The organism is Acetobacterium sp. KB-1, from assembly GCF_003260995.1.
Classification (GTDB): domain Bacteria; phylum Bacillota; class Clostridia; order Eubacteriales; family Eubacteriaceae; genus Acetobacterium; species Acetobacterium carbinolicum.
This window is the reverse complement of record NZ_CP030040.1, coordinates 3378273-3390915: the sequence shown is the minus strand read 5'-3', so window position 1 is coordinate 3390915 and position 12643 is coordinate 3378273. Positions and strand designations below refer to the sequence as shown.

General features: G+C 42.0%; 11 protein-coding genes. All 11 read right to left on the bottom strand.

From position 1 onward, the window contains the following. Nucleotides 1-8: 8 nt before the first annotated feature. Nucleotides 9-491, bottom strand: coding sequence for a transcription elongation factor GreA (gene greA, locus DOZ58_RS15600; protein WP_111889146.1), 483 nt, complete (start codon nt 489-491; stop codon nt 9-11). 106 nt (nt 492-597) lie between these two features. Further along, nucleotides 598-1869, bottom strand: coding sequence for a serine--tRNA ligase (serS, locus tag DOZ58_RS15595; protein WP_111889145.1), 1272 nt, complete (start codon nt 1867-1869; stop codon nt 598-600). Between the two features lie 37 nt (nt 1870-1906). Further along, complete coding sequence (locus tag DOZ58_RS15590) at nt 1907-4651, bottom strand: UPF0182 family protein (RefSeq protein WP_111889144.1); 2745 nt, start codon at nt 4649-4651, stop codon at nt 1907-1909. 161 nt (nt 4652-4812) lie between these two features. After that, nucleotides 4813-5445: a M15 family metallopeptidase gene (locus tag DOZ58_RS15585; RefSeq protein ID WP_111889143.1), complete on the bottom strand. Its 633-nt coding sequence runs from the start codon at nt 5443-5445 to the stop codon at nt 4813-4815. Between the two features lie 167 nt (nt 5446-5612). After that, on the bottom strand, nt 5613-6302 hold the full coding sequence (locus DOZ58_RS15580; RefSeq protein WP_111889142.1) for an ABC transporter ATP-binding protein: 690 nt from the start codon (nt 6300-6302) through the stop codon (nt 5613-5615). Further along, complete coding sequence (locus tag DOZ58_RS15575) at nt 6295-7458, bottom strand: ABC transporter permease (RefSeq protein WP_111889141.1); 1164 nt, start codon at nt 7456-7458, stop codon at nt 6295-6297. Before DOZ58_RS15575 ends, DOZ58_RS15580 begins: the two co-directional genes overlap by 8 nt. Beyond that, nucleotides 7442-8107 carry a B12-binding domain-containing protein gene (locus DOZ58_RS15570; RefSeq protein WP_111889140.1) on the bottom strand — a complete coding sequence of 222 codons (666 nt, stop codon included), beginning with the start codon at nt 8105-8107 and terminating at the stop codon, nt 7442-7444. The genes DOZ58_RS15575 and DOZ58_RS15570 overlap by 17 nt, the downstream gene beginning before the upstream one ends. Nucleotides 8108-8244: 137 nt before the next feature. Then, complete coding sequence (locus DOZ58_RS15565) at nt 8245-9102, bottom strand: amidohydrolase family protein (protein ID WP_111889139.1); 858 nt, start codon at nt 9100-9102, stop codon at nt 8245-8247. 24 nt (nt 9103-9126) lie between these two features. Next, the gene (locus DOZ58_RS15560; RefSeq protein ID WP_111889138.1) at nt 9127-10029 is read right to left on the bottom strand and encodes a methylenetetrahydrofolate reductase; all 903 of its coding nucleotides are present in this window, start codon (nt 10027-10029) and stop codon (nt 9127-9129) included. A 21-nt stretch (nt 10030-10050) separates the two neighbouring features. Next, nucleotides 10051-10671 (bottom strand): methylenetetrahydrofolate reductase C-terminal domain-containing protein, encoded by a 621-nt coding sequence (locus DOZ58_RS15555; protein WP_111889137.1) that lies wholly within the window; start codon nt 10669-10671, stop codon nt 10051-10053. A 1-nt stretch (nt 10672) separates the two neighbouring features. Further along, nucleotides 10673-12637 (bottom strand): electron transport complex subunit RsxC, encoded by a 1965-nt coding sequence (gene rsxC, locus DOZ58_RS15550; protein WP_111889136.1) that lies wholly within the window; start codon nt 12635-12637, stop codon nt 10673-10675. Between the last annotated feature and the right edge of the window lie 6 nt (nt 12638-12643).

Genomic DNA, 12643 nt, shown 5'->3' with positions numbered 1-12643 from the left:
CTGCTCCCCTATCTACGTATTTCTAAAATTTGATATGCTGCTTCACCGTCAGGAATTTGAACCTTTACCGTATCGCCTACCTTGGCTCCAAGCAGCGCAGACCCAATCGGAGACTCATTGGAAATGCGGTTATTCTTGGGATCAGATTCAGCCGATCCAACAATTTTATATTCGGCTTCAAAGTCCAATAATGGGTTTTTAATTTTAACGATACTGCCAACGCCAACGTCTTCCGTATGGATATCTTTGTCAACAATAACAACTGCTATTTTCAGCTTGTGTTCCAACTCCGAAATTCGGCCTTCAACAAACCCCTGTTCATTTTTAGCTTCATCATATTCGGCATTTTCACTTAAATCACCAAATTCCCGGGCGGTCTTAATGCGATCCGCAACCTCGTGGCGCTTAACTGTTTTCAAATACTCCAGTTCCTTTTTTATGGCATTAAAGCCATCCTCAGTTATCACTAATTCTTTTCCGTTTATTCCCATTTTATTCCTCCATCTGACACGATACTCATTCTTAATCACAGGTGTCATTAATTATTTTTTAACTTTTTTTCTATAACTTTTTTTCTATAGACATTATTTGCTTGGTTTACTTGCCAATAACAGTTTTTCCCCACATGTAATGAACCAACTTTTCAGGAACCAAAACTGAACCATCCGCTTGTTGGTAATTTTCTAAAATTGCAGCAAAGGTCCTACCCACCGCCAGTCCTGATCCATTGAGGGTATGCAAGAACCGGGTTTTTTTGGTTTCACCGTCTCTAAAGCGGATGTTAGCCCGTCGGGCCTGGTAGTCTTCAAAATTTGAACAGGAACTGATTTCTACATAGCGGTTGTAGCTAGGCATCCATACTTCAATATCGTAGGTTTTCGCCGAACTAAAGCCCAGATCTCCCGTGCATAATTCAACTACCCGATAAGGAATCCCCAGTAGTTTTAAAATTTGTTCGGCATTGTTTGTTAAAGCTTCAAGTTCTTCATAAGATCGATCGGGATGAACAAATTTAACCATTTCCACCTTGTCGAACTGATGATTACGAATTAATCCTCGGGTATCACGACCTGCCGAACCCGCTTCTTGTCTGAAACAAGGCGTATAGGCGGTAAAGTATTTTGGCAGTTCTTCTTCTGCTAATATTTCGTCGCGATAGATATTGGTTACCGGCACCTCTGCAGTTGGCACCAGAAAAAAGTCCTTGCTGGGCAAATGAAAGGCATCATCTTCAAATTTAGGTAATTGCCCGGTGCCAGTCATACTTTCCCGATTCACCATAAATGGTGGAGAGATTTCAGTGTACTGATGCTCCACGCAATGGGTGTAGAGCATAAAGTTAATCAAAGCCCGCTGCAAACGGGCTCCTTCGCCTTTAAACATACTAAATCGAGCGCCGGTTATTTTGACGGCCCGTTCAAAATCCAGGATGTCCAGATCTACCCCAATATCCCAATGGGCTTTAATCTCAAAATCAAAGTTTCTGGGTTCGCCCCATTTTCTGACTTCCAGATTGTCAGTATCGTCTTTCCCAACCTTAACTTGAGGATTGGGAATATTCGGAAAATTCAGCAATAAAACTTTGATCTCATCATCGATTGCTTTAACTGCCGTATCCAACTCCTTGATCTTGTTTGACAATTCCTTCATTTCTGCAAATATCTCGGAGCAATCCTTGTTTTCTTTTTTCAAAACCGGAATTTGTTTTGACACCAGATTTTGACGGCTCTTCATTTCTTCAACTTGAACCAATGTTTCCCGGCGTTTTTCATCTAAAGCGGTAATTGCGCTTAAATCGTATTGACCGCGTTTGTCCAAGCCAGCCTGAACTTCTTCTTTATTTTCTCTTATGCGCTTTATATCGAGCATTTTATCCTCCTGCTTTTATAACTTATGATCTTATCTCCTATTGAGTTACGCCAGAAAGTTGCGTAAGCTGAGCCAGAACCTGTTCCAACTCATTTATTTTCTGACCGTATCCTGCCCAGTTACCGGCTTTTTGGGCTTCTTGAGCTTCTTTAAATAGGCTATTAGCCTTAACCACTAATTCTGCATTAGTGGATGTGCTACCACCAGTGCTTTGAGGTACTGCGTTGTCATCTAGTATTTCCTGAATGTCAAAAACCTGTGCCAATGCCAGTTCCAGAGAGTCAGCCATGACAATTTCGTTCTGGTAACAAACCACCACTTTTTTTAATTCCGGCAGATTGTTGTCACCACCAGATGCTTGAATGTAGATTGGTTCCACATAAATAATCGCATTTTCGATCGGTATCGACATCAGATTCCCGCGCAGAACCCGAGAGCCCTGCTGACCTAAAAGCGTCAACTGTGGTGAAATAATCGTATCCTGATCAATCCGCTGTTCAATCTGCATCGGTCCATAAACCAATTGCTGTTTAGGGAACTCATACAGGATCAACTGCCCATAACCAGCACCATCCGACACGCCTGCCAACCAGGCAATCATATTATCTTTATCTTTAGGGGTAAACGGTACCGTCAGCATGAATTCTGCTTCCCGATCCGGCAACTTCATAATCGTATAAGCTGACCCTACAGGTACTTCCGACTTTTCTGATTCATAAAACTGGGTCGCGGTTTCCCACTGATCTTCTTTATTATAAAAGACCCGGGCATTTGACATATGATAGGTTTTATAAATATCCGATTGAATATCAAACATGGTTTTTGAATACCGCAGATGTGCTCTGATTCCTTCCGGCATTTCAGAGAGATCTTTTAAAAATCCCGGGAATATTTTGCTGTAGGTTTCCAGTACCGGTTCGTCATCAACCTTATAAAAGGTCACGTCGCCATTATAGGCATCAACAACCACCTTGACTGAATTGCGGACATAATTATTGCCGGCATTATCAAAGGGTTGTGAATAAGGGTAGCGATCACTGGTAGTGAAAGCATCAACAATCCAATACAGACGACCTTCTGAGATCACCATGTAAGGATCGCTCTCATAGCTTAAAAATGGCGCAATCGTTGAGACCCGTTCTGAAATATTCCGATGGATCAGCATTCTGCTCTCATCGGTAATTTCATTTGCCAAAAGCAGTTCTGATGACCCATGGTAGAGCGCAAATGCCAATTTATTAATAAAGGACATCTCTATTCCCGCTGTTCCCGTGTAGGTCACCTCCTGGTTATCATTCCCCTGAGGGTAATCAAACTCTGCTGTGGTACAGTTTGTAACCACATAGTCATAATCATTTTCGCCAAAGTATATCCGGGGTTCGTCAATAATCAGCTCACTCACATCCGTAACTGGCGGAATATCTTTGACAATTAGATCTGGTTGTCCGACATTATTGGTTTTATTTACCGGAGACACCGCCACGCCAAAGCCATGGGTATACTTCAAATGCTGATTAACCCAGGTTTTTGCTTCATCGGGCAGTAAGTTATTGTTCATTTCCCGGGTACCCAGAAAGACCTGGGTATAGACACCATTAACAAAATAGCGATCCACATCGACATCATAGAATTGATAGTAGTTACGAATCCCCTGCAGGGAATTATACATTTCCTGAGTTGGGATTTGATCATTAATGGGTATATTATCGATCGTAATCTGATTTTCTTTAATATCCTGAGCCGTTATTTCCTGAGTCCCTGAAAACTCTTTCGTTTCCACATTCGCCAAATCATAGGCGTGTTGCGTAAAATCGATATTATTGGCAATATACTGCTCTTCTTTTGTAAATTGGTTGGGGATAACAACCAGAGATTCGTAGATGCCCTGGGCAGCTCCACCCAGAATTACCACAACAATTAGTAGGACCGGACCAGCCCCCATTAATAAATACTTTTTCCGATAACCCGCAACGATCGATATGACCGCCAGAACCAAACATAAGACACCTTTAACGATGATGACCTTTAGTCCGATATCAATGTCTGCTGCACCGGCGCCATAGACAATTCCCGACGTCGAATACAACAACTGAAAAGCTTCCATAAAGCTTCCCAATGACAGGATTAAAAAAAGCACGCCTAAAAAGATACCAATCTGCTTGGATGCGATCTCAAGATAGGATTTGAATATCCCCTTGGCATTGTCTTTAATGGAATCCAGATCTTGTTCCCGGCTGAATTCGATTTTCTTTCCCTGATAAAGAATATATGCTGTATATAAAAACGTCAGCACCACAATGGTTGCGAAAAATCCAATAAATATTGAAAAAATTTCCTGGTATAATGGCAAACCAAAAAAATAAAGAGCCAGATCCTGGTTGAATATCGGATCTGTCAGATTAAATTGAGTCTGATTGACAAATTCCAGTATTTGGTACCAAAGCTGGTCGGCAATCATAATGGTAAGAAAAAATGCGACCAAACCACTCACTGCAATAGCAATGATATTTTGCTTTTTTGTCGCTTTCTGAACACTCCCAATATACTTTGATGAAATGCGATTAAGCAATTTTAAATAAAAAAACAAAATAAGTATCAATCCGATAAAGATCGGAATACCTATTTGTGTTTTTGTCACCAATTCTTTAAAGAAAATTTGCGTATATCCCATTTCCACAAACCAAAGATAATCAACATAAAATCGGTTCAGTGATAACAGAATGGCAAAAATCACGAATAACACACCTAATCCAATTAAGAGTGTTTTATTTCTCTTTCTCATTTTCTTCACTTCTTTCCTAATAATATCGTATTTTTCTCTAATTTTATCATTATATCACATTTTTTTGACAATTCATTAATAAAATGTAATATTTCCGATTAAAAGAGGATCATTTAGAAATTGAATCCCTTCTTTTGCCAGCCGATAAAAACAAAGACCACTCAGACTTGAATTGGAAAGTCAAAATAGGTTTCGGGATAAGGCTCTTCCGTGAGGGTAAAATGCCACCATTCCTGCTGTAGCGGTTCAAACCCCTCCGAACGCATCAGATAACGCAACAAAACCCGGTTTTTACTCTGTTCCAGGGTAAGATGGTCGTAATCGCTGTAGGAGATCTCTGAGAAAAAATCAAAAATACCACCCATGTCAATTTCAATCCCGGTTTTTATGTTTACCACTGTCAGATCCACCGTGCTACCCCGAGTGTGGGAAGATTCCGGGGCAATAAAGCCCCCTTCGAAAACTTCTTGTCGCGTCTTATCTGGATAGTAGATGCTTTTGGTCTTCCCATCTTCTTGCTGATTACCCCATCGCACGAAATGATCGACTGCCCGCTTGGGTCGATACCCATCAAAAACCTTTAATCCAAATCCGTCTCCCATAAGTTGCTTTTGCACACGTTCCAATGCGATTGTTGCTTTTTCAGTTAATAAAATCCTGGGCGTTTCATAACCATCGATTCGTTCACCGACAAAGTTATCCCCTGTAAAGTATTTCACATCCGTAATGATTCCCGGAATTTCCAGGGAAATATCAACAAAATCATTGGGACGTACAATCATAATTTTTTTCATTGATTATCCCCTAGTTTTATGCATGATCATTATCTATTTCCCTATTTTATACGATGATTGATCTGATTACCAGCAATAATTATCAAAATCAATAAAAGTAGCGATAATCCACCTTAATTATTGGATAACAAATGATTAAGTCGCCTATTTGGTACTAAATTTATCCATTATTTTACGATATCCAGCGAAATTCGACCATCCAAAATTTCGATGATCCGATCCGCTTTTTCGGCAACACGCCGATCATGGGTGATAATTACAAAGGTGGTTCCCAACTCCTGGTTGATTCTACGGAAGAGTTGATAGATACTGTCGGTAGTCTGAGAATCCAAATTGCCGGTGGGTTCGTCAGCAAGAATAATTTTCGGCTGATTCATCAGTGCTCTGGCAATGGCGGTCCGTTGCTGTTGCCCTCCCGACATATTTGTCGCTAAATTGTTCTCGACCTTTTCTAGTCCTACCAGGCTTAGTATTTCCTTTGCCCTTTCCTGACTTTTTTTATCTGCTTTACCCTTGGCGATCCGATAGGGCATCAACACATTTTCCAGGGCAGTAAACTCCGGCAGCAGATAGTGAAACTGAAAAACAAAACCCAATGTTTCGTTTCGCAAATCATCCAAACGTCCTTTTGACATATTTTTGGTGGATACCCCGTTAATAATCACGTCCCCTTTAGTCGGACGATCCAAGGTTCCCATAATATTGAGAAGGGTACTTTTGCCACTGCCGGACTCACCAATAATGGCATTAAACGAACCTGTTTTAAATCCAAGATCAAGTTTATCCAGTGCAACTGTCTTGATCGTTTTACCGTAGACCTTTGATACCCCTTTTACTTCAACCACACAATTATCCATTTTTAATTACCTCCATGGGGTCCAACTTGGACACTCGAATGGCCGGTATTAAGGCCGCCAGTGTCGAAGCTGCAATGGCAATTCCCGCTGAAATACCGATAAAATGCCAATCAATATAGAAAGGAACCAGAGAAGATCCATCCGGGTTGGTGACAAAGGTGGCAAATGACCAGCTTAGTCCGATTCCCAGTCCGATACCGACAAAAGCCCCTAAAATACCCAACAAAAATCCCTGAGACAAAAAAACCAGACTGGCTTTGAGATTATGCATTCCCATGGCTTTTAATATCCCGATCTGTCGCGATTTTTGTACCACACTGATCGCCAATACACTGGCAATACCCAAAACCACTGATATCAGCACAAAAACCTGAATCATCAGGCTTGAGGCGGTTTGACCTGAGAGTCCCGATAACAAGGCCTCATTCTCTGCTTTCCAATTGGATACAACTAAGGTGTTGTCTTTCAAACGCTGCTCCACCAACATTGCCACTTCATCGGCAGCAAAAACATCACTTACCTGCATTTCGATCTGCGACACGCCTTCTCCGGTTTCCAGGAATGCCTGTGCGGTACCGGCATTTGTCAGAATCCAAGATTCATTTAGCGATTTTACCTGTAGATCAAAAAAACCGGTCACCAGAAAATTTCCTGTCTTTCCTGAGGGGGTGAGCATCTCAATTGTATCTCCGATCTTCACACCCAGGTTTTCGGAAAGATCTTCACCTAAAATGACGTCATTTTCATTCGTTCCCAGCTTTCCTTTGACAAGCCGATCAGTTAATTTATAAATTCCCTGGGCTGCATCCCAATCAAAGCCTCTCATCACAATTGTTGTCGACTGATCGGCTGTTTTTACAATTGCCGGACCCTGAATAACCGCCACCGGGTGTATGATCTCATCTGGACTCGCAGCTTTAATTGTTTTGATTTTTGCCTGGGGGGCTAGAATATAATTACCATCTTCTTTGGGAGAGACCGTAATCTGAGCGGCACTTCCGACAGTTTTATCAACCAGGCTTTTTTGAAGCCCTGTGATTAACGACCCAATAAAGATCTGTACCGATACCCCAATGGCGATCCCCAACACAATGAGGGCTGTTTGTGCCTTGCTTGATTTTAAAAAACGAAGGGCGATATCAAATGCCAGTTTCATCTATTTCCCACCCTTCCGTTATTCTTGCCACTGCATTGTAGCTGTCCACATAAAAATCACCGCCGATTTCTTTGACCACCGCCAGATTTTCTTTAAAAGCGGCTCCGCCTAAAACGATGCTGGTATCCTTGCCCAGAATTTTTCTGACATCTTCTATTGTTCTCTTGGCCACAACCAGATTAAAGTAATTACTGACCCCCATGGCAATGACCGCTGGCTGTAACCTGACCATCGCTTGTAAAAGGGCTTCCGGTGGCGTGTTGGCACCTAAAAAATAGACCTGATGACCACATAAGGTAAAAAAATCAGCGATCATCCGGGCACCAACATCATGATATTCTTCAGCTGGACAAAAAATCAGGATTTTCTTTCGCCCCTTTTTATCACTGTTTTGTAAGCCATCATTGACCACCCGGGGATAGCAGTATTCAATGACGGTCCGAACTACGGAAGTTCTAAAATGTTCTTTCCAGATTGCCACTGATTCTCTTCTTTCTTCCAGCTCCATTTTATTTTGGGCCGGCGTTAACCATTCAGTGTATAGCTCCACCAGTCCAACCTTCCCAGTTTCCAGTGCATCCAAAGCAATTCGCACCGCATTGGGTTTATCATCATTTTCCAGGCATTCTACGAATTTTTCATATAGCATATGTACACCATCCAATTAATATTACTTATTACTATTTTACCCCGGGGTCTTAAAAACAAACAGATTTATATATCAATTTAAAAGGAAGAATCCCTGTAATTTAAAAATTACAGGGATTCTTTTAAGCTTAAGCACGATTAGAGGTCGATAACCCATTTTCCAATGCTTTCCAGTTTTTCTTTTGTCAATCCACAGTCGAGTAAATAACCAAGCTCATCCAAAGTGCCTTGTCCCAGGGGAACCATCGTCGCGCCTGAGTCACTTCCCAATGCAATGTTCACACCCATTGCATCTGCTTTTTTTACCATCGACTGATGTTGTCTAAAATAAGCTTCCGATACTTTCTGATATTTTTTTAGTGGGTTCCCGTCATCACATCTGGCAATATTGGCAAACGGTGCCAGGGTCGGCACCCAAACAACGCGACTCTCACGCATCGCCTGGAGACAGTCATCATTTATCCCATAACCGTGTTCAATGGTATCTGCTCCGGATCTCAAAGCGATCATAATACCCTCTGGTGTATTGGCGTGAACCATGACTGATAACCCTTTTTGATGGGCATGATCAATCATCTTCGAACATTCACTTTTAGAGAAACCCACCGGTCCCGAAGCACCAAATGCGGTAAAACTCATGATACCGGTAAGAATAATCTTGATAAAGTCCGGCTTTTGTTTGATGAGTTGATTCATCTTTTTAATGCCATCCTCTAGATTATCTACGGAGTCCCCTAAAAAATCACCGTAATGACCTTTCTTATATAAAGCTCGGATGGGTGTCTTAACTAAAAGATTGGAATCTTTTGAAATATCTCTGAGAATTATTCCAATTCCTGAACCATCCCCACCATCACGGATTGCCTGTACCCCTATATTTTGATAGCTTTGGATATGTTTTTTCATCGTCTCTACTGCTAAATCATCGGCAATATCAGACCTACGCAATCCTTTGAACTGACCCAAACCACAATGAACATGACAGTCGATTAACATCTTTTTATTTACGCAAACGTCTTATTATACTTGTGGCGTTATTGGTGCAATTCCAGCCATATCAAGAATTTCTGGGATTCTATTTTCCCAGCCTAATGACATAATATGAACGCCCTGGGCATATTCTTTACACTCTCTGATCAGACGTGCACAAATTTCTACGCCAGTATCGCCTGCTTTTGTTTTTTCCTTATCCGCTTTCAATTCTTCAATCATGTCATCGGGAACATGAACACCAGCTACGTTGGCATTCATATAGCGGCACATGCCGACATTTTTGGGGATGATCAGTCCAAGTTGAACGGGAACACCAAATTGTTTTGCCTGTTCCATAAATTTAATGAATTTTTCTGGCTCATAAACGCCCTGAGTCTGGAAATATTCGCATCCGGCTTTTACCTTTGCTTCCATTTTGGCCAATTGAACATCGACAGAGTCACTACATGGTGACACAACAGCACCCTTAGCAAACTTTGGCGGCGCGCCATCAATGGCGTTGCCAGCAATGTCGAAGCCTTCTTCTATCCGTTTTACCGCATGAGTCAATGACACCGAATCCAGATCGAAAACAGGTTTTGCTTGTGGGTGATCTCCCAATGTGGTGTAATCACCGGTTAATAATAATAAATTCTCAATGCCTAGTAATGCCGCACTTAATACATCAGACTGTAAGGCAATACGATTTCGGTCACGGCAGGTAATTTGAAAGATTGGAAGCAGTCCCTCATCTTTTAAAACCTTACAGGTTGCCAGCGAACCGGTCCGCATGACTGAGGACTGATTGTCCGTTACATTCAATGCATGAACTCGGGTCTTTAAAAACTCATGGGCGTCTTTAATCAGGTGGTCAAGTTCAATCCCTTTTGGAGGTCCTACTTCTGCAGTTAATACAAACTCACCACGTTGAAACAACTCAGTTATTCTCATTTATAATTACTCCTAATCTTCTTAAATTATTGGTTCTTCTGCGTTTGGATTGCAATAGTTGCGCACTTTTGGGGTGTCATATTTCATGTTATCCAGCTTATTCAGTTTTTCCAATTTTCGGTAAATTCGTTCCCATCCGCATTCCATTTCTTTATCAACTTCACACATGCCTTCTTTGGCGCCGCCACATTGGCCGTTGAGCAGACTTTTCGAACACGCGGTAATTGGGCAAATCCCGCCCGTACCATTAAGGTAGCATTCGCCACACTGTCCACAATCAACATTGAGTGGTGTGACTCCCTGGAATCCCGGTAATGGATAGGTATCGCAACAGGAATAGACTCTTTTGCCCTCAAATAAAGCGGCAACAGTCTGAACCCCAACGCCACAGGAAAACACCAGAACGGTATCGGCCGCATTAATGACATCGGTATGTTTCTGTAATTGTAATTTTAGATTATCCGGGTTACAGATGTAATCCGTTGTGATAATCTGAGTCACGCCGCTTAGGTCTTTTTGTAGTTCATCCGCTTCATGTTCAGCGAAATATACTTCTTTGCAACCATGACAGTTAATGATTACTGTTTTTCCTTTTGCCAGTGCTTCGATTGTTTCTTTTGATTTTAGTTGGGTAATCAGCATTTTATTTACCCTCCCTTATGGCAGTTTTTCCAATTTTAATTCGCTCAACAATTGGAATTTTTGATGAGCAGATATATTCACAACATCCACATTCAATACAATCCATGGCATTTTGTGTTTTCATACCTTCCCAGTCTTCTGAAAGTGCGTATTTAGTGAAATACAGTGGTCGCAATTCCATTGGACAAACGTCAACACAACGTCCACACTTGATACATTCGACCGCCTCTTTAACCGTCGTTTCAACAGCAATAATCCCATTGGAACACTTCAACATCGGAACATTAAGGTTTTCCTGGGCAAATCCCATCATTGGACCACCGATTTTAATCGTAACATCGTCGCCGACTACATCGCCGCAATGATTGACAATTTCTTTAATAGAGGTCCCAATTTTGACTAAGTAATTGCCGGGTTTATTCATCCGATTTCCGCTGACAGTCATCACGCGCTCAACCAGCGGCATGCCTAACTGGATTGCATCTGATACCGCTTTGGCAGTGCTGACGTTACATACGATTGCGCCAACATCCATTGGTAAACCGCCACTTGGCACGGTCTTACCCATAACCCGTTTGATAAGCATTTTTTCAGCCCCTTGGGGGTATTTGGTTTTGGCAACCACGATTTCGATGTTATCAATATCCGCTGTTTTTGCCTGCAGTAATTCAACTGCATCAAGCTTATTGTCTTCAATGGCAATCACACCTTTTGGTGCGCCGGATGCTTTCATCATGGCTTTTAAACCATAGATCACTTCATCAGCATACGCCAATAGCACCTGATGATCGGCTGTCAAAATTGGTTCACATTCACAGCCATTAAGTAATACCAGTTCGATTGGTTTAGGTGATTTAAGTTTAACGGCCGTTGGGAATCCAGCCCCACCCATACCGACAACACCTTTTTCACGGACAATTTCAATAATTTCATCAGCAGAAAGTTTATCAAGTTCTCCAGCCGGTTTTACCGACTCGTCGAGGGTGTTCTTACCGTCTGATTGAATGACAACGGCTAAGCTGTCAAGACCGCTAATTGGATGTCGTCGCGGTTCAACGGCAACAACGGTACCGCTGACACTGGCATGAATACCACTACTGATAAGGCCTACTGCTTGAGCAATTTTCTGACCCATTTTTACCTGTTGTCCAACTTTTACAATCGGTTCAGCGGGCGCACCGGCATGTTGCGACATTGGAATTACGACATTTACCGGTTCCGGGAAACGTACCAATGAGCAGTGTTCACTTAACTCTTTCCACTCAGTTGGGTGGATTCCGCCATAGTAACCTTCATATCGTTCTTCCCGAACAGATTTCACGTATTCGTCGATAAATTTGTAGTTGACTTTGGAATAATCCCGAAGTTCCACTGGCTGGTCCAATAATTCTTGCAAACGTCCTTGTTTCTTTAGCCGATCATAGATAAGCTGCCATCCGCAATCCATTTCTTTATCTACTTCACATTTGCCATTTTTGGCGCCGCCGCATTGGCCGTTTAACAAACTCTTTGAACAATCAACGATTGGGCAGATCCCGCCGGTCAAGTTCAAGTAACACTGTCCACATGCATCGCATAAGGTCGTTGTTAATGCCATTCCATGATGGCCATCAGCAATAACGGAATCGCTGCCAGCATATACTGGGATTTCAGCCAATCCTGCAATTGTCTGAATACCCAGACCACATGAAATAACAAACACATTTTTAGCTTCTTTCGGAAGAAGCTCTTCAAAGCTTTTCGATGTCAACGGTTCGTTGCACAGAAAATCGATTTGAGCTGAGCCGACGATCGTCTTGCCTTGTTCTTTGGCAATCGCTTCAAACAAACCGCACTCCGGCTCGTCAAAGCTATCGAGTTCTTTAAAGCATTTGTTACAAGCGATAACAAACAAATCATCTTTGTCGGTTAGAACTGCCTCAAGCTCTTCCTTTCTCTTTAGTTTAAACTTCGTGTAATCCTCCAATTGTAT